The organism is Ruegeria sp. BB10 (assembly GCF_056535725.1).
In genome coordinates, this window is sequence record NZ_JBQFIW010000002.1 from 179,863 (window position 1) to 197,841 (window position 17,979).

Consider the following 17,979-nt stretch of genomic DNA (forward strand, 5'->3'; position numbering starts at 1 on the left):
CGCCGCAGTGAGAAAGGCGTATTGGTTGCCTCGCTTCCTCTACTGAGAGATGCCACCTTCGGTTGATGTCTGTTCTTCAACATGGTCTTGATTGGCGACCGGCTTCCCGCGCGGAGGGAACTCCTCGAAGGTAGCGAGATGTGCCTGCACTAGTCGGGCGGCCGGGCCGAATGCCCACATTTTCTCACCCATCCAGCGGACGTACATTCCGCTTTCCTCCGCTGCTTTCTCGTAAGGATCGCGGCGAAGGTTGAAGAGTAACGGGGCGACCAACTCTTCCTTCGGGCCTGACCAGCCGTGGTTTTGAACGACAAAATGCGCTTTCCAATCGTTGTAGCGTACTGCTTGGAGGTCCGTACCCTGATAGTAAATCAGCTCGCGGCGATTGCTCTCTTCATCCTCACCTGTCAGGTAAGATAGTTGGTTGTAGCCATCGAGATGCACTTTATAGCCTTCATATCCCTCTAGGAGCTTTTCTCTTAGATCTGTCGGACCTCCAGCCGCAGCTACAAATGTTGGCATCCAGTCCATTCCGCTGAAGATGCCGTTCAAGACTTGACCTTCAGGAATTTTGCCCGGCCAGCGAATAATCGCAGGAACTCTAAAGCCACCTTCCCAGGTAGTACCCTTTTCCCCATGAAACGGTGTCGTACCACCATCAGGCCACGTCAGTGTTTCCGGGCCATTGTCGGCAGTGAACATCACTATGGTATTATCGGCGACTCCCAGATCTTCAAGGTGGCTGAGAACGTTACCAACGTTGTTATCCAACTCCTTCATGACAACATCCTGAAGTCCGCGCCCATTGCCCAACATAGCTTCGTATTCGGGGCTAAGGTGGGTCCAGACGTGTGCACGGGCTGGAGCCATCCAGACAAAAAACGGAGTGTCCGACTCAACTGCACGAGAAATGAAGTCCTTCGTGTAAGATGTCACTTCGTCATCCAAAGTCTTTTGGCGTTCCGGCGGCGCAGGTCCGTCATCAATGATGCGCTGCTTCCCGACTTTTCCAAAACGCGGATCGACTGTTTCGTCCTCCTCGTCTGTAGCAAAAGAATGAATGATGTTGCGCGGCGCGAATTGCGCGTTGAATTCTGGGTCGTCTGGCCAATCCGGATCAGACGTATATTCCATGGCATTCAAGTGATAGAGCCAGCCCCAATACTCGTCGAAACCTTTTGTAGTCGGTAGGAACTCGTTGAGATCGCCCAAGTGGTTCTTACCAAACTGCCCCGTCGTGTATCCCAACTTTTTCAAGAACATCGGAAGCGTCGGATCATCTGGGTTTAACCCTATCGGATCCCCCGGCAACCCTACCGTGTGCATGCCAGTCCGAATAGGTAACTGTCCGGTCATGAAAGCTGATCGACCGGCAGTACAACTTGGCTCGGCATAATAATCTGTGAGACGAGCGCCCTCAGACGAGAGGCGATCCAAGTTCGGCGTCTCGATGCTTTTGACACCTCCGTGGTAAACGCCGACGCTCGCCCAACCCACGTCATCTGCCATGATGACAAGAATGTTGGGCGGGGTATGCTCGTCGGCCCAAGCTCCAGTGAAAGCAAAGCAAACCGCGCCCACTGCTGAGACAAGCTTGTTCATTAAGACCTCCCGATACGCTGTTTCTCACCAACGATAGGAAAAACATCGGCTTGGAGGAACAGTTTAATTCGTTAACTTTTCAGGCCAAACATATCTTGTGTTAAAACATCTTCGGCCGCAAAGTCTGCAAACATACACTCGTCGCGATTTAGCGAACAACGGGTTCGAGCCCAATACAGACCTTCCTTTTGTGTCAAGTTTGGCGCCTACCAAAAGAGCCAGAATTGTGAGTTAGGCCAAGCCATCAGTAGTAAACTCTCGGAAAAACCGAAAAAAATGGGTATCCAGCTGCTTTGGGCGCTTCCAGTTTTCATAAAATACGTCAGATATCCTATCTATGCCGCCGTCTCCGGCGGGCATCTCCTTCCGAAAGTTCTGGTGTATAGCTTTTTTGCACCGTGCGGAGAGGGTGTTTCGAAGCTGGCACCGCAGATTAAGCTTGGTCGAGTGTAACTATACTTTCGGATACCCAACCTATACCGATGAACGCCTAGCGCATCCTGTCATTCTGTAGTTATTTCGCCTTGCACAGTCCCATAATTGTGCTGCCACCTCCTACTAACCATCCCCCTGTAGGAGAGTTGTTTGCCAGCTTCGCAATGCAAGTGTGTGAGTGGATCCGCATTGTGAAGCTGGCCTTTTTTACCTTCAACAAAAAAGGCCCCGCACAATGGCGAGGCCGTAACTCGTTACCCCCTCACAAATCACTATTGGATTGGGTTAAGCTCAATACGGCAAGGACCGCCGCTTGGATTTAAAGTTCCCCGCGTCACCCTAATCTGGGATGATTGGCAACGCGGGGATAGTCTGGTCATGGGACAGACCAGTCTATTTGTCTGTTCGGGACTTTACGCCCGCGCAGGAACACAGCCGATATAAAGATATTCCGCAAAACGGCTTGTGATTTTACGCCAAAATTCACAACACCGTTCAGAAAGTTAGTAAATGCAAAAAGCTCTGATCATGAGACGAGGTTTTCCGGCTTAAATTGACGGCCGTGTAAAAGGCGGCTTAGTCCCGCGTTATCGTCATTCTAGAGTGCTTCAGCTACGGCATGCATCGTGCCCAAAACGGAAGCTTGAATGGACCTGCCGCCCGAAAGACTCTTGCCATCGAAAGAGATCATTCCCGTTTAGCGCCCGCTATCGCGCAGAAATGTCGACACAATCGAATAGTTGATTTTGTAGTGCATCTTTGACCAAATGTTAGGCAGAACCAACGAGGGAAAAAAAAATGAAGAGATTTATGACCCCCACAGCTGTACTAATTGGGTCTCTAACCGTTGCAGCATGTGAAGATACTGGCAGCTCTACTGCGTCCTCAGAACTGACTCCTGCCCAGCAGGCATGTCTGCGAGATGTCGCCAATACGACGAACAATTCGCAAGTCGTGGTGCTGTCGTCTGCGTTTAGCGAGGCGGGAACACAAGTAACCGTCGGCGTTGGCGAAGACCGTGCTCCTTGGAATTGTATTGCTTACAGTGATGGCGCGACAGCTGGTATCGAGTTCCTTGGCGACGAAGGCGCTCTGTAACCAGTTTGGTGCGTAGCTGAGTACGGTTGCGCAGCACTGACTCGCTCTGTGTAAAGCTCGACTTGGTTTGTAGAATAACCACCATCGTATTCGCTGCCCTTTACCTGTTTGCGTTTTTGACGGGTACATATGGCTGGTTGGGACAAGCCGGACCTGCCAGACATTTGTGTAACGATTAAAACCAGCAAGAAACCCATTATCGCCGCGATAGCAGGTCCCGCGATGGGCGGCGCGCTGGAGATCGCACTCGCCTGTGATTACCGTGTCGCCACGCCGGATGCATTGATGGGGCTGCCCGAGATCAAGCTGGCGCTGCTGCTAGGCGCCGGGGCACCCAAAGGCTGCCACGGATTGCCAGGCTGGAAGCGGCAACGCAAATGATCCAAACGTTATCGACCAATCTGAACATGCCTATATGCCGATGCTGATGACGGCGGAAAATGTGGCACGGACCTATGGGGTCAGCCGCGAGGTGCAGGATGAATACGCTGCACTTTCGCAAGACCGGACGGCCCGGGCTCAGGCCGCTGGCGCCTTTGATGACGAGATCGTCCCGATCACTGCGATTAAGCGGGTCAAGAACCGCGAAACCGGGGAGGAAACCCTGGAAGAGATGACCTTGTCAAAAGACGAAGGCAACCGGCCGGGCACGACGGTCGGAACACTCGGGGCATTGAACCCGGTTGTCGAAGGAGGACTGATTACTGCCGGAAACGCAAGCCAGCTTTCTGACGGGGCCTCGGCTTGTGTGCTCATGGAAGGCAAAATGGCTGAGCAAAAGGGTCTCACACCGCTAGGTATCTATCGCGGCATGGCTGTTGCAGGAAACGCACCGGAAGAGATGGGGGTCGGCCCGATCTATGCCATTCCAAAGCTGCTTAAGAATGCAGGTCTTCGCATCGAAGACATCGGCCTTTGGGAGCTTAACGAAGCCTTTGCCTGCCAGGTTCTCTATTGCCGCGACCACCTTGGGATTGATCCCGAAATCTACAACGTGAACGGCGGTGCGATATCGATTGGCCACCCCTACGGCATGACAGGTGCGAGACAAGTCGGGCACGCTCTGCTTGAGGGGAGGCGTCGTGGCGTAAAATACGTGGTGACCTCCATGTGTGTTGGCGGAGGCATGGGGGCCGCAGCGTTGTTCGAAGTCGCCTGACCCCACTGAAATGAGTTCACGCAGAGCGTTATCTGGTTGAGACACTGACATTCTGTCATCTGCGAAGGCCGCTATCTGCAAGCCTGCGTTTCATGTCGACCGGAATTGGTGATACCTCCTGAGGCGTTATGACCAATGTCACCCCTACGATACTCTCCACGGTTTCCAGCCAGTTTGTCGATGACTGGCTGGCGGCGCTGCGTGCCCTGTGCCCAGAGGCGCAGATGGCTTCGCTGCTGAGCCGGTCCGGTCTGAACGCGGATACGCGCTCGCCGAATGGTCGCGTCACGCTGGATCAGATCGTTTGCCTGTATCAACTTGCTGCAGTTGAGACCGGCGATGAGATGATGGGGCTTTGGAGCAGGCCCGTGCGACCGCGTGCCCTGCAACACCTTCTGACGACAGTGCGCGAAGCCACATCCTTGCCATCTGCACTTTACCGGTTTTCGACCTTCTGGAACTTGCTGCTGGATGACTATCAGTTTGATCTGGATGACGCTGACAGCGCCCTCACACTGAGCCTGAACCCGCAAACAGATGCGCCTGTACAACGGTTTGGCCACATGCTGATCCTCAAACTTGCCCACGGGCTCATGTCTTGGCTGGCAGGGCATGAGGTTCCGGTTAAAGCCGTTGATTTCGCGTTTGATCGCCCGGACTTTGATCAGGATTACGCGATCATCTTTCCTGCATCGCTGCGGTTTGGCCAGCCCGCCACCGCAATCTCGTTCGATCCGAATGCACTGGGTCCCGTGCAGACGCGCAGCACCGCTGACCTTGACCGGTTTTTGCAAAACGCGCCGCGGGACTGGATTTTCACCTCGTCGCGTGAACACACCCAATCGCTGCGCGTGCGCACCTATCTGGGTCAAGCGGGATGGGACGCGGCCACCCTGACCCAGACAGCATCCGCAATGCACATGACCCCGCGCACCCTGATCCGCAGGTTGCAGGCGGATGGCACGTCGTTTCAGGCCATAAAAGACGCCCTGCGCCGCGACACCGCGATCCGCGACCTGCAGGCGGGGCGCAAAAGCGTTGAGGCAATTGCGCAGGATGTGGGCTTTTCCTCGGCTGCCAACTTTCATCGGGCCTTTCAGCGTTGGACCGGCAGCAGGCCAAGCTCCTACCGCAGGAAAAAAACGTAAGGCGCCGTTTTTGTCACTTTTGGACAATTATCTGTCAGCGCACGAGATAGAGCTTAACGGGCTGGCTCGCTAAATCTTTCTGCAGAGAAGCATTTTCAGCTGAAGTTTCGCCTTCATAGCTCATCAGTCTGGCCATCCGTGGCTGCGGGGTTATGGCGTCATATGAGAATGATCGCCCCTGAAAGGACCGACCAATGTCAGACAAACTCGCCACCATACTCCAAGCCGCACGCGACCACGCCGAGCAGGTCATCCTGCCCAATGTGGACGCCTGGAACGCCGCAAAGAAGTGGCCCCGTGATGCGTCTGACAAGGCCGGGGCCGCTGGCCTGACGGGGCTCTACGCCCCCGAGGAGTTTGGTGGTCAGGGCTTACCACTGGCAGAGGGCATTCAGGTCTATGAACAACTGGGGTTGGGCGATGGTGCCTATGCCTTTGCCCTGTCGATGCATAACATCTGCACCTTCGCGGGCTGCGGTTATGGCACGGATGCGTTCAAGGAAAAATGGGCGCGGGATCTGACCTCTGGCCGCAAACTGGCGAACTTTGCACTGACCGAACCGCAATCCGGATCGGATGCCACAAACATGTATTCGCGAGCCGTGATCAATGACGACGGCACATGGGCGATCAGCGGTGCGAAGGCATGGGTCAGCCTGGCGACCGAGGCTGATATCTATTTCACCGTGGTCAAAACCAGTGACGCACCTGGCCACAAGGATATGGCGATGATCGCCATTCCCGCCGACGCTCCGGGCCTCAGCTTTGGTCCGCTCTACGACACCCCGTCCTACAACTTCCTGCCTCTTGCCGAGATGTACATGGACAAAGTCGTGGTGAGTGAAGACAACATCATCCTGCCCATTGGCCAGGGCCTGCAAGGCTCACTCATGGCAATCGATATCGCCCGTGTGTCGATTGCGTCAGGATGCTGTGGATTGATGCAAGCTGCCTTGGATACGGCGCTGTCCTATTCTAAGAACCGCAAGATGTTCGGTGGCAAGAACCTCGATCTGGACGGGATCCAGTGGATGCTGGGCGAAGTTGCGACCGATCTTGAAGCCTCGAAACTGCTGTACCGCAAGGCGGCAAAGGCCCTTGGCGCGCCCGAGGGCCCACTGATGGCCGCCCATGCCAAACGGTTTGTGCCAGATGCCGCAGTGAAGGCTGCAAATACCTGCACGCAAGTGCTGGGCGGCATGGGGCTGTTGCAGCCTTATGGTCTGGATCGTTTGTCCCGTCTTGCACAAATGCTGCGGATCGTGGACGGGACGACGGAAATCAGCCGCGTGGTCATCGGACGGGCCTTGCAGAAACGTGCGGCTACCTTGCCTGATCTGCCAGTACCGAAAGGATTTGGTGAAACCGGCTGAACGTCCCACCCCCCGGTGAAGCGGAACCAACCTGAAAATCTCCTCACAGATCGGTAAAATCGAAAGATCGGCCGCACACGTGCGGCCGGTTACTCGAGATTGCAGACCTTGGTGCAAACGCAGCGAATTCACCCTTTGTCCGCATTGCTGACATTCGCTGCAACTGCATTTTTCGTAATTGTGCACGTTCACGCAGTGCGAACAATGCAGCCAGCGCCTGATCAACAAAATGTGCATGCCAAGGTGTAACTTATCATCGCGGCCATGGCTTGGCACCCGCCGCCTCCCTCTCGAGACATTGTTGCCGCAATGCCCTGCCGGGAAGTGGATGATGGGCGCGGATCACGGTGCTGTCGATCATTTGCAGCTTGTGAGGTACGGCTCTGCTTTGATTCAAAGTATCCATGATCGACTCCCATAGCAGGTAGGACAGGTAAAGACCTGACAACACCGCTTCGGCGGATCAATAATTTTGCGCAAAACCGCTTGATTGGGAAGGCCTCGTTACCGAAGTCCTGACCCTAACCGACGTTTTGCTCGGTGACGATTTCCCCAAACCTGTCAAAAAACTTGGCTGAAAGTTTTTTTGCAGTCCCCGCAATCAACCGGCTGCCCAATTGCGCTATTTTTCCGCCAATTGTGACCTTGGCAGTATAGGATAAAACCGTTTCCTCGCCCTCCGTGCTAAGATTGACATCCGCACCCCCTTTGGCAAAGCCCGCAGCGCCACCTTTTCCTTCACCAGTCAGGGAAAACTCATCCGGAGCATTGGAGTTGTCCAACGTCACTTCGCCGCTGAACCGAGCCTTGACGGGGCCGATTTTGAGCACAACTTTGGCCTCCAAATGCTCGGGAGAATGCTGGATCAATTCCTCACAACCGGGAATGCACTCACGCAACACATCCGGATCATTTAGCGCTCGGTACACGACGTCACGCGGAGCAGAGATTCGGATTTCGTCATTTAGTTCCATTTGAGAGTCCTTTACTCAACAGCATCTTGGGAAAACGCGAAGTGCGGTCTCGGTCGCCTCTTCCGGGGTCTGTTCCGGCTTCACAGTCCGAAAGGACTGCAACCATTTACGCCATTTTTTCATCATGCGATGTCTCCTTGGAATTGTCTGAATTCCGCCAGAGGATGATCTCGGCGAGGATCGAAAGGGCGATTTCGTGCGGGTCGATTGCATGGATATCCAGACCGGCCGGTGACTTAAGCCGACTGGTCTGCTCGACGGTCATTCCCTGCACTTCCAACCTCTCGCACAACACCTTGGCCTTTCGGTGGCTCGCGACCATCGAAACGCGTCGTGCTGGTGATTCAAGCGCAGATTTCAGCGCTGCACCATCGCCCTTCCCCTGTGAGGCTACCACCGCGAAATCGCGTGGTTCAACCCCCAATGCGCTTAGGTCATTGGGATCAAAACCGATGAATTCCACCGAGCTTTCTGAACCTTCAGGCAAGCAAACACGCAATCCGGTCAGCGCCGCGTGCGCGGCAAGCGCGTGTGCAATCGGAGAGTCTCCAAATATGATCAGGCGCGGAGCGTGCTGATACGGCTCGATCAACAAGTCGACAGTTCCGCCCGAAGGACAACCGCTTTTGAAGGTCTCAACACCATCCGGATCTGTCATCGCCACTACCTTTTCCGAAGGTTTCACGCGGATCATTTTCGGAATTCCAACCGCAAGTGCCTCCTGCGCCGATGCGCGTACGACGCGCTGCACGCACGCTCCACCCAGGTGCCCAAAAATACACCCGTCCCGCGTGATCACGGCCTTGCCACCTGCCTTGGCCGAGGTTGCGTCGGCAGTTCGAAGGACAGTTGCCACGCAAAAGGCGTCACCCTTTTGACGCAACTCCTCAATCGTGTCGAAAATGTCGAAACCTGCCATAGCCGTGTCCTTTCACAGTTTTCGGAATTCGGGTTCCAACGCCGACAGCGCGTCGAGCGTGTTGGCCGGTAAGTGCGCATCCAGATACGGCTCCGCAGCTTGCATAGCGGCAGCAATGGGCTGATAGTTTTTCCATCCTTTAAGAGGATTCAGCCAGACGATCCGCCGCGCCTTGCGCCGAATCCGAACCAGAGCATCTCCCAGGGCCTCAGGCGACGCGCTGCAATAACCGTCCGAGAGTATCAATACGATCGTCCGCCCGTTCAATGCGCGGGCACCGTATCCGTTCAGAAAACTCTCAAGGCTTCCCGAGATGTCGGTCCCGCCGCCGAACCCTTCGGCCATGAGTGATAACCGGCCAGCTGCGCGCAGCGTGTCGTGGTCGCGCAGCGCATCCGTGACGCGCATCAGGCGGGTGTGGAAGAGATAGGCGTCCGCCTCTGTTCCACTGCCGATCAGACCCTTGAGGAAGGCCAGAAAAACCCGCGAATAGACCGTCATCGATCCACTAACATCGCATAACGCCACAATACGCATCGGGCGCGGCGGACGGGCGCGACGGTACAGGTCCATTGGCTCTCCGCCCCGCGCAAGGCTGGCCCGCTGTATGCGACGCATATCCAAAGCAGGTCCTCGCAGCGTCTGTTTGCGCCTGCGCGAGCGCCGGTCGCGGATAGCGCGCGCGATGGCGGTTGCAGCCTGCTCGGCCTGCCGCAGCGCGTCTTCATCCATCAACTCGCGCAAATCCCGGCGCGACAGGTTGGCCGTACGGGTTGCAATCAGCTTCCCGTCTCTCCCCTCGGCCTCACCGTCGCCGGTATCAGGTGCGGCGGTCTGATCCGCGCCAGACTCAGATTCCCGAGTAACCTGGCTTTCCTGCTGCCAGATCATCGGTTTGGCGGACTGAACCCGCACATGCGCTGATTGCGCGGTTCCCGTACGTTGCTTGCCGGTATTGAACCAATAAGCTTCGAACAAGTCATCGAACCGCCGCCAATCGTCAGCGTCACCTGCCAGCAAAACGCAAAGCGCCTGTTTGGCCTGCCTGACATCCGTTGCCTCAATCGCGGCCAGCGCAGCCAATGCGTCCCCCGTCTCAGCCGGACCAACTCGCATCCCGTTCATACGCAAATGTTCGATGAAGCCGGACATGCGATCCGACAGACCAGATGCGCGAGAGGGGAAGCGGGTGACCTGCATCACGCCACCTTTCCGATCAGGCGATCCATCACTTCAGGCGGAGCTGCGTCATAGTCGGCTGCAGTTTTCAAAAGACAAACAAGGGTTGCCTGAACGTCTTTGCGGGACTGCGCCATGTCGTTGACGCCCAGCCCTGAAAGAGCGGCCGCCCAGTCCAGCATCTCGGCGATGCCGGGGGTCTTTTCCAAGTCCTCTTTGCGCAGCGCCTGCACAACGCTAATAATCTGGCGCGCCAACAGCCCTTCGACTGCGGGCATGCGAGCTTTCAGGATCGCCATTTCCGTTTCACGGGATGGGTAGTCGAGGAAACTATACAGGCACCGACGCCGCAGCGCGTCCGACAGGTCCCGAGTGCCATTCGCCGTCAGAATCACGATGGGCCGCGAACGCGCCTTGATGGTGCCGAGTTCAGGGATCGTGATCTGAAAGTCCGACAAAATTTCGAGCAGATAGGCCTCAAACTCCTCATCCGCCCTGTCGATTTCATCAATCAGCAGAACAGGTGGTTCTTCTTCGCTGATTGCTTCCAGCAAGGGTCGCTTTAGCAGATAATCATCGTTGAACAGCTGCGCTTCGCTGGTGCCACCCTGTGCCTCGCTTGCGCGAATAGCCAGCAACTGGCGCTGGTAGTTCCACTCATAAATCGCGTGGCTGGCATCCAGCCCTTCATAGCATTGCAACCGGATCAACCGCGCGGCGCGCTGTGCTGCCAACGCCTTTGCGACCTCGGTTTTACCAACCCCAGCCGGCCCTTCCAACAGTAGCGGACGCCCAAGGGTCTGCGCCAGATGCAGCGCCATCGCCAATCGGTCGTCGGCAACATAGCCCACTTCGGCCAGGCCTTGCTGTATATCCTGCAAGCTCATGCCATTCTCCCGGATTGCCGCCGCACCGAGTTTCGACGCGACGGCCTTTCCTGTTAGCCGTGCATTCCAAGACCATTGGCGATCTTCCAGATGCGCCAGTGATCATGCGGCATGTGGCTTTGAACAAGGCCAAATGGGCGGAAAGCATCATGCACCGCGTTCGAGAACGCAGGCACACCGCCGACATTCGGGCTCTCGCCCACGCCCTTGGCACCGATCGGGTGATGCGGAGATGGCGTCACCGTATGATCAGTGGTGTAGTTGGGCGTCTCCCACGCGGTGGGCAAGAAGAAGTCCATCAACGTACCAGTCTTGACGTTGCCCATCTCATCATAGGCGATTTCCTGACCCATCGCGATGGCCAACGCCTCGGTCACGCCGCCATGGACCTGACCTTCGATGATCATGGGATTGATCCGGGTCCCGCAATCATCCAGCGCATAGAACTGCCGGACCTCCCATTCGCCGGTATCCACATCGATCTCCATGACGCAGATATAGGCCCCAAACGGGTAGGTCATATTGGGCGGATCATAGTAGCTGACAGCCTCAAGGCCGGGTTCCAGCCCCGGGATCGCCTGATTGTAGGCAGCGAAAGCGATTTCCTTCATGGTCTTGAACCGTTCGGGCGCGCCTTTGACTGAGAACCGGTCCACGTCCCATTCGACGTCGTCGTCATGGACCTCAAGCAGGTAAGCCGCGATCATCTGCGCCTTAGCGCGGATTTTGCGGGCGGCCATCGCCGTTGCCGCGCCGGCCACGGGTGTCGACCGAGACCCATAGGTACCAAGCCCATAAGGCGCGGTATCAGTGTCACCTTCTTCCAGCGTGATGTCATCGGCAGGCAGGCCGATCTCGCTAGCGATGATCTGCGCAAAAGTCGTAGCATGGCCCTGACCTTGGCTGATCGTCCCCAGCCGTGCGATGGCGGAACCGGTTGGGTGAATCCGGATTTCGCATGAGTCGAACATTCCCAACCCAAGGATATCGCAGTTCTTGACTGGTCCAGCCCCGACGATTTCGGTGAAATGCGTCAGACCGATGCCCAGCAGTTTGCTGGTCTTTCCGGCTTTGAAGTCCTCGATCCGTTGCGCCTGCTCCGCCCGCAGACCATCATAGTCCACGGCCTTCAGCGCTTTGTCCCAAGCGGTGTGATAGTCACCCGAGTCATATTCCCATCCCAGCGCGGACTGATATGGGAACTGATCCTTGCGGATAAAGTTGATCCGGCGTAACTCGGCCGCGTCCATGTTCAGCTTGATGGCCAGAACCTCGATCATCCGCTCAATGAAATACGCAGCCTCGGTCACCCTGAACGAGCAACGATAGGCGACACCGCCCGGTGCCTTGTTGGTGTAAACCCCATCCACAGCCAGATAAGCGGTGGGGATGTCATATGACCCGGTGCAGATGTTCATGAACCCGGCCGGGAACTTCGTTGGGTCGGCACAGGCGTCAAATCCACCATGATCTGCTGTGGTATGGCACCAGAGACCAGTGATCTTGCCATCCTTGGTCGCAGAGATCTTGCCCTGCATCCAGTAGTCGCGGGCAAAGGCGGTAGACATAAGGTTTTCCATCCGATTCTCGACCCATTTCACCGGTTGGCCGGTGACAATCGAGGCGACGACCGAGCAGACATAGCCGGCATAGGCACCAACCTTGTTACCGAAGCCACCGCCGATATCAGGGCTGATCACCCGGATATTGTGCTCGGCGAGACCAGAGATCAGCGACACTACGGTTCGGATCGCGTGCGGGGCCTGGAATGTACCATAAAGCGTAAGCTTACCGGTCACCTTATCCATCGAAGCCACACAGCCACAGGTCTCCAGCGGACATGGGTGGGTCCGGTGGTAATAGACCATCTCTTCGGCCACGACATCCGCCTCACCCAGCACGGCTTCCGTCACATCTTTGTCGCCCTGTTCCCAAGTGAAAATGTGGTTGTGATGCTTGCGCGGGCCATGGGCGCCCTCGGTCTGACCCGCAAGGTCTTCACGCAGTACAACGTCCGATTTCAGCGCCTCGAACGGGTCGGTCAGAACGGGCAGTTCTTCGTAGTCAACCTCGACCAGTTCTGCCGCATCCGCTGCGATGTATCGATTTTCAGCAACGACATAGGCGACTTCTTGGCCCTGGAACAGAACCTTGCCATCGGCCAGCACCATTTGCTTGTCACCTGCCAGCGTCGGCATCCAATGCAAACCCAGCGGAGCCAGATCCTCGGCTGTCAACACAGCAACAACGCCGGGCACGGCCAACGCGGCCTCTTTGTTCACACTGACAACGCGGGCATGAGCATAGGGCGAGCGGACAAACGCGCCAAACAGCATCCCGTCCAGCTTGATGTCATCGACGTAGTTGCCCTTGCCTTGGGTAAAGCGCACATCCTCGACGCGTTTGCGCGAGCTTCCCATCCCTTTGAGATTGGCTGCGCGTTCTTCGGGGGTCATGGTTTGATCGTTCATTCCGCGGCCTCCTTCTGAGCGTTCAGCATGTCAGCTGAGGCCGAGATCGCCTTGACGATGTTCTGGTATCCGGTGCATCGGCACAGGTTGCCAGCCATACCAAAGCGGATTTCTTCCTCGGTTGGGTTCGGGTTTTCCTGCAGCAGACGATGCGCGCGGGTGATCATGCCCGGCGTGCAGAAGCCGCACTGCAACCCGTGATGTTCGCGAAACATCTCTTGCAAAACGCCAAGGCTACCATCGTCATTGGTCAGCCCTTCGACGGTTGTGATATCGGCCCCGTTCACCTGCGCCACAAAGGTTGTACAGGACTTGACGGACTTGCCATCAATATCCACGGTGCAGGCCCCACAGTGACTGGTTTCGCATCCGATATGAGGGCCGGTGATTTTAAGATCTTCCCGCAGGAAGTGGATCAACAGCGTGCGCGGCTCGGCCAGACCTTCGACCTGTTTGCCGTTCACTGTTAGTTTTACGTGCATTTTTGACATGGTTGTTCCTCCCCTCAACTCGCACGGCTTTGCGCACGGTCGATGGCGCGGCGCAGCATCACGGCGGCCACGTGTTTCTTGAATTCGATGGGACCGCGGTTGTCAGCCACCGGGTCAATTGCGTCGAGCATCGCGGCGACGCAGCCGTTGACGTCTCCGTCGGCCAGCGCATTGCTTGCGCTTTCGGACCAGATGGGCGTGTCCGCAAGGTTGGTCATCGCGACCGAGGCCTGTCCGTTGCCAACCATCACCGCAGCCGCGGCTGTCGCGTAATCGCCGATCTTGCGTTTCTGCTTTTCATACGCCTGCCCTACACCCACACCCGGCACCGGAATTGAAATCCGGGTCAGGATTTCTTCATCCTCACGTGCAGTAAAGTAAGCGGCCTCATAGAAATCCCGTGCCGCCACACTGCGGGCGCCGTCAGGACCGGACAGTTCGAACGTCGCATTCAGACACTGCATCAACCCCGGCATGTCGTTGCCCGGATCACCATTGGCAACGTTCCCTCCAACAGTGCCCACGTAGCGGACCTGTGGATCAGCGATCTGCAACGCCGCCTCACGTATCAGCGGGATTGCCTCTGCCAGACCGTCATGCGTGATCAGTTCATGCTGGGTCGCCATCGCGCCCAGCGAAACGGAGTCGGCTCCGATCTCGATGCCCTTCAATTCGTCAATGGCCTGAAGATCGACCAAGTGGCTCATTTCGGCCATGCGCAGCTTCATCATCGGGATCAGGCTGTGCCCGCCCGCAATGACGCGCGCCTCGTCTCCGTGTTCCTGTAGAACGCCGATGGCCGTGGCGATGTCGCCTGGCCGGTGATACTCAAAACCGGCTGGTATCATGTTTTTCCTCCCTGGGTCCAAGCGGTGTGCCTTGGGGAACCTGCTAGGTAGGAAAGAACGTGTGACTTAAGGCTTCCAGCGATCGGGAACAGGTCGCGCAGCTTGTTTCACGAAATGCGAATAGGCTGCATGAACTGCGATCAGAGGCCTAGAGCCTCGCGAATATCCGTCAGGCGGGACCGGCTGACCGGCACTTTGGTCAACGCGTCGACCCCGTCAAAATAACAGGTGCCGTTGTCCTTGTGACGTTCAAAGCTAGAGACGTGTTTGGGGTTCACCAAATAGCTGCGATGGGCGCGCAAAAACCCGTCTGGTTTCAGGCGGTTTTCGGCCTCGGTGATCGACCAAGGACAGAATAGTTTTTCAACACCCATATAGAGAACAGTATAATGCCCCTCGGCCCGGATGGCGGCAACGCTGGCGGGTTCCGTGAAATATGTCTGGCCTTCACGCTCGAACGGAACACCGGCGCGCAAGGTTGCGGGTTCCGGCGTGCGTTCGGGCGCCAGCTTTTCCTTCGGTTCGATGAACGAGATCCCGGTCAGCAGAAAAGCTCCGCAGATCAGGAAAACAGAAACGGTGACGCCCATCGCCAGAACCTGATTGTCCAGCGCGGGCCCCGCACCGCCGGCGGCGTCACTTGCCACAAAGTCGGTCAGACCGGTCGCCACAAAGTGCATAGTAAAAACCGCCAACCCAAAGCAAACTGTGCCCAGCAGAATATTGCGTTGCGTGCGGTTGCCATAAGCAACCCAAATAGCCGCGACCGACAAGATCACCGAGGCCAACGTCGCCAGAGCTACGTCCAGAACATTGTATACGGGGCGGCATAGCTGCATTCCCGCCATGCCAATGTAGTGCATCACCACGATGCCCAGCCCCACAATCACCCCCGATCCGATCATCGTCTGAGGCGTACGCAGACGGAAATGCAGCAACAGCAGCGCCAGCCCAACCATCAGGATCGCTACAAGCGCAGAGATCAGAGTGATCAGAGCGTCGTAGTAAAACAGTATCGGCAGTTGCAGGCCCAGCATGGCAACGAAATGCATCGACCAGATACCGCCGCCCAGAATGACCGCAGCCAGAGCAACGACAAGCTTGCGGCGCTGGCTATCCAGCCGGGACGCGCCATGCGTCAGATAAAGGCCGGTAAATCCGGCCATCAGCGCAACGGCCAAAGAGGCCGCGACAAGCCAGGCGTTGTGCGAATAGTCCAGCATATAGGTGTACACGCCCTCCCCAGCGCGTGTCCGACGTTAGCAAACTGAAATTCCCGGCACAATCTACTCTGACCGGACTGCAGTAGCACGCGCAGAGGAATTCGACTCAGTCTCAGTGAGGCTAGCAAAGCTGTCCTGTGTCCGGCACCGAGTTCGCGCCATTCGGCAGCAGCGGCGGAACGTGTCTGCACGACGTGTCCTGGTTGAAGAGGGATCGCTCTTAGTTAAAGTGGTTGCAGTTCTAGACATGAAAGGTGGCGGTTACGGTACATTCCATTCAAGTTGCGTCCAGGCAAGCTTCGCCGCTGCAGACATTTTGCCTGCCTCCTACTGCTACCGACCTATCCGGGCGATCACGAATTAGGGTCAGGACCCATTGATTTCCGCTTGGCTGCGTGATTCACGGTTCGAAAATCGAGCGGTGACCATGTCTGATCTTTTCTGGCTGACGGATGCGCAGATGGCGCGTCTTGAGCCTTTCTTCCCCAAGTCCCACGGCAAACCACGCGTTGATGATCCACGTGTGTTGAGCGGCATTATCTTCATTAATAATCGCAATGGGTTGAGATGGCGCGATGCCCCTTCGGCGTATGGCCCACACAAGACGCTCTATTACCGTTGGAAGCGGTGGAGCGACAAAGGCATCTTCGCCCGGATGATGGCCGGTCTGGCTCCCAAACACGGTGAGGAGAAGACTGTGATTGATCGATGCCACCTACCTGAAGGCCCACCGTACCGCGACCAGTTTGGGCGTCAAAAAATGGGGCGTGGACGCCTGATCGGTCGCACCAAAGGCGGCATGAACACCAAGTTGCATGCCATCTGCGACAGCCGGGGACGTCCGCTCAACCTGTTCATCACCGCCGGTCAGGTCAGCGATTACGTTGGTGCGCGGGCACTGCTGAGCGGCCTGCCGGATGTCGATTGGCTGCTCGGGGATCGTGGCTATGATGCCGATTGGTTCCGGGAAGCGTTGAAAGACAATGGGATGCGCGCCTGCATCCTTGGCCGGAAGAAGCGGAAGAAACCGGTTAAGTACGACAAGCGTCGTTACAAACGGCGCAACCGGATCGGGATCATGTTCGGCAGGTTGAAGGATTGGCGGCGTGTGGCAACCCGCTACGACAGGTGCCCGAAGGTCTTCCTGTCAGCAATCGCCCTCGCAGCACTCGTTATCTATTGGCTATGAGTCCTGACCCTAGGACCCTTCAAACAGATCTAAAGTGGTCCGGTAAGACGGTGAACCAGACGCCGTAGAATCCGATTCATTTAAGGCTTAAGGCAAATTTAACTCAAATATATTGACACTCTCGTGAAGTGGTTGATAAACGGTTCAAAGAGAGTTGCTCTCTTTAAACGTGTATAACAATAATTAGTTTAAGGTTCTTGAGCAGTTATGTTTGATTTTAACTTACCCGAGCACGATCTCGGGGATCCACCGCCCTTGCGCGGACTCCAGCCTCTGCGCCAGGTGTCCTTTTGCCTTGGCAAAACGTGCGTTTGATCTTGTCCTGAGCGTATTTGTTCTGTTGCCTCGCGGTGATTTTTGAATCGTCCTGCTCGTCTTGAACCCAATTTGGAACAAGGGGCCTCTATTTTTCTCTCAGGTACGTATGGGGAAAAACTGCAAACCATTCACAGCATACAAGTTTCGCAGCATGCGCCCGGCCAAGAAAATTGAACGGGTGCTAATTGCCCGTTGGAAGAGGACAGAATTACCCAGCTTGGTCTCTTCTTGCGCAAGTCCCGCATTGATGAACTACCGCAAATTATCAATGTTTTCAAAGGTGAAATGAGCTTGATAGGCCCTCGGCCTGATTACATCGAGCATGCCCGAGAATATATGTCGCTTATACCCGGATACCAGCGCGTCACCTTGTGCGCCCGGAATCAGTGGTTGGGCGCAGGTTGAACTTGGGTATATCGAAGGTACAGATGCGACACGCCGAAAAGTACAGGCAGATCTGTACTACATCGCAAATACCGGGCTGATCATGGAAGCTTGGATCGTGTGGCGCACCATTTCGATCATGCTACGCCGAAGTGGAACTTGAGCAAACTCCGTCGGTAGAGGCTTTCGGAAGATCCAGATTTTCCAGCGATCAAAATCTGAGACGCCTGCCGCAGACCAGGCAAGCTAATCAAGCTTGAAGAAAGTCAGGAAACTATGAC

Annotated in this window: 16 protein-coding genes and 2 pseudogenes; 8 read left to right on the top strand and 10 right to left on the bottom strand. The window is 56.3% G+C overall.

What is annotated here, in order from left to right:
• Positions 1–39: 39 nt before the first annotated feature.
• Positions 40–1,602, bottom strand: a complete 1,563-nt coding sequence (locus ACR3EP_RS19830) for an arylsulfatase (RefSeq protein ID WP_170379773.1) — start codon at positions 1,600–1,602, stop codon at positions 40–42.
• 1,755 nt (positions 1,603–3,357) lie between these two features.
• On the opposite strand from ACR3EP_RS19830, the gene ACR3EP_RS19835 reads away from it, so the two are divergent.
• From ACR3EP_RS19835 to ACR3EP_RS19850, 4 genes and pseudogenes are all read left to right on the top strand, one after another.
• Positions 3,358–3,516: a hypothetical protein gene (locus ACR3EP_RS19835; protein WP_480639221.1), complete on the top strand. Its 159-nt coding sequence runs from the start codon at positions 3,358–3,360 to the stop codon at positions 3,514–3,516.
• A pseudogene (locus ACR3EP_RS19840) lies at positions 3,509–4,294 on the top strand (acetyl-CoA C-acyltransferase); the annotation flags it as partial. The gene ACR3EP_RS19835 and the pseudogene ACR3EP_RS19840, both read left to right, overlap by 8 nt.
• A 128-nt stretch (positions 4,295–4,422) precedes the next feature.
• Positions 4,423–5,442, top strand: a complete 1,020-nt coding sequence (locus ACR3EP_RS19845) for an AraC family transcriptional regulator (RefSeq protein ID WP_480639157.1) — start codon at positions 4,423–4,425, stop codon at positions 5,440–5,442.
• A gap of 194 nt (positions 5,443–5,636) precedes the next feature.
• Positions 5,637–6,815, top strand: coding sequence for an acyl-CoA dehydrogenase family protein (locus ACR3EP_RS19850; RefSeq protein WP_480639158.1), 1,179 nt, complete (start codon positions 5,637–5,639; stop codon positions 6,813–6,815).
• Between the two features lie 316 nt (positions 6,816–7,131).
• On the opposite strand, the pseudogene ACR3EP_RS19855 reads toward ACR3EP_RS19850, so the two are convergent.
• The 9 genes and pseudogenes from ACR3EP_RS19855 to ACR3EP_RS19895 all read right to left on the bottom strand — a co-directional run.
• Positions 7,132–7,236, bottom strand: a pseudogene (locus ACR3EP_RS19855) (IS5/IS1182 family transposase); the annotation flags it as partial.
• Positions 7,237–7,336: 100 nt separating this feature from the next.
• Positions 7,337–7,789 carry an SRPBCC family protein gene (locus ACR3EP_RS19860; RefSeq protein WP_170352094.1) on the bottom strand — a complete coding sequence of 151 codons (453 nt, stop codon included), beginning with the start codon at positions 7,787–7,789 and terminating at the stop codon, positions 7,337–7,339.
• Positions 7,790–7,895: 106 nt separating this feature from the next.
• Complete coding sequence (locus ACR3EP_RS19865) at positions 7,896–8,708, bottom strand: XdhC family protein (RefSeq protein WP_480639159.1); 813 nt, start codon at positions 8,706–8,708, stop codon at positions 7,896–7,898.
• Between the two features lie 12 nt (positions 8,709–8,720).
• Positions 8,721–9,908: a vWA domain-containing protein gene (locus tag ACR3EP_RS19870; RefSeq protein ID WP_480639160.1), complete on the bottom strand. Its 1,188-nt coding sequence runs from the start codon at positions 9,906–9,908 to the stop codon at positions 8,721–8,723.
• Positions 9,908–10,774 (bottom strand): AAA family ATPase, encoded by an 867-nt coding sequence (locus tag ACR3EP_RS19875; RefSeq protein ID WP_170551244.1) that lies wholly within the window; start codon positions 10,772–10,774, stop codon positions 9,908–9,910. The genes ACR3EP_RS19870 and ACR3EP_RS19875 overlap by 1 nt, the downstream gene beginning before the upstream one ends.
• 53 nt (positions 10,775–10,827) lie before the next feature.
• The gene (locus tag ACR3EP_RS19880) at positions 10,828–13,245 is read right to left on the bottom strand and encodes an aerobic carbon-monoxide dehydrogenase large subunit (RefSeq protein WP_480639161.1); all 2,418 of its coding nucleotides are present in this window, start codon (positions 13,243–13,245) and stop codon (positions 10,828–10,830) included.
• A complete protein-coding gene (locus ACR3EP_RS19885) occupies positions 13,242–13,736 on the bottom strand; it encodes a (2Fe-2S)-binding protein (RefSeq protein WP_093963851.1) in 495 nt (164 codons plus the stop codon). The genes ACR3EP_RS19880 and ACR3EP_RS19885 overlap by 4 nt, the downstream gene beginning before the upstream one ends.
• Positions 13,737–13,750: 14 nt before the next feature.
• Positions 13,751–14,584 (bottom strand): FAD binding domain-containing protein, encoded by an 834-nt coding sequence (locus tag ACR3EP_RS19890; RefSeq protein WP_480639162.1) that lies wholly within the window; start codon positions 14,582–14,584, stop codon positions 13,751–13,753.
• Positions 14,585–14,724: 140 nt separating this feature from the next.
• Positions 14,725–15,807 carry an MHYT domain-containing protein gene (locus ACR3EP_RS19895; RefSeq protein WP_480639222.1) on the bottom strand — a complete coding sequence of 361 codons (1,083 nt, stop codon included), beginning with the start codon at positions 15,805–15,807 and terminating at the stop codon, positions 14,725–14,727.
• A gap of 427 nt (positions 15,808–16,234) precedes the next feature.
• Here ACR3EP_RS19895 and ACR3EP_RS19900 point away from each other — a divergent pair, with 427 nt between their 5' ends.
• The 4 genes from ACR3EP_RS19900 (at position 16,235) to ACR3EP_RS19915 (ending at position 17,861) form a co-directional block, all read left to right on the top strand.
• Positions 16,235–16,996 carry an IS5 family transposase gene (locus tag ACR3EP_RS19900; protein WP_480639163.1) on the top strand — a complete coding sequence of 254 codons (762 nt, stop codon included), beginning with the start codon at positions 16,235–16,237 and terminating at the stop codon, positions 16,994–16,996.
• A 376-nt stretch (positions 16,997–17,372) separates the two neighbouring features.
• On the top strand, positions 17,373–17,603 hold the full coding sequence (locus ACR3EP_RS19905) for a sugar transferase (RefSeq protein WP_480639164.1): 231 nt from the start codon (positions 17,373–17,375) through the stop codon (positions 17,601–17,603).
• Entirely contained in the window at positions 17,543–17,719 is a 177-nt protein-coding gene (locus tag ACR3EP_RS19910) for a sugar transferase (protein WP_480639165.1), read from the top strand. The genes ACR3EP_RS19905 and ACR3EP_RS19910 overlap by 61 nt, the downstream gene beginning before the upstream one ends.
• Positions 17,637–17,861 (top strand): sugar transferase, encoded by a 225-nt coding sequence (locus ACR3EP_RS19915; protein WP_480639166.1) that lies wholly within the window; start codon positions 17,637–17,639, stop codon positions 17,859–17,861. The genes ACR3EP_RS19910 and ACR3EP_RS19915 overlap by 83 nt, the downstream gene beginning before the upstream one ends.
• Positions 17,862–17,979: the final 118 nt, after the last annotated feature.